Source organism: Pseudoalteromonas sp. GW168-MNA-CIBAN-0100 (assembly GCF_040309225.1).
In the GTDB taxonomy this organism is placed as follows: Bacteria; Pseudomonadota; Gammaproteobacteria; order Enterobacterales; family Alteromonadaceae; genus Pseudoalteromonas; species Pseudoalteromonas arctica.
The window spans coordinates 1-238 of record NZ_JBEOOL010001059.1 but is presented as its reverse complement, the minus strand read 5'-3'; the positions used below and the strand labels follow the sequence as shown (position 1 = coordinate 238).

Below are 238 nucleotides of genomic sequence, written 5' to 3'. Positions count from 1 at the left end.
GCTTTAGCAGGCGGAGCAGAAAGCATGAGTAGCTCAGGCTATACTCTAGCAAGTAATCGTTGGGGCCAAAAAATGGGTGATAGTACAGTAGTTGATGAGCTAACTACCACATTACAAGACCCATGGGACAACACCCCTATGGGCGTTACCGCTGAAAACATTGCAGAAAAATATAGCATTAGCCGCAAGCAACAAGACGCTTACGCAGCACAAAGCCATCATAAAGCGGCTAAAGCCA

General features: G+C 46.6%; 1 protein-coding gene. It reads left to right on the top strand.

Annotation, left to right across the window (positions count from 1 at the left end):
• Positions 1-238 (top strand): thiolase family protein (locus AAEY62_RS24605; protein ID WP_502935575.1); only part of this gene is annotated, 238 nt, incomplete at both ends.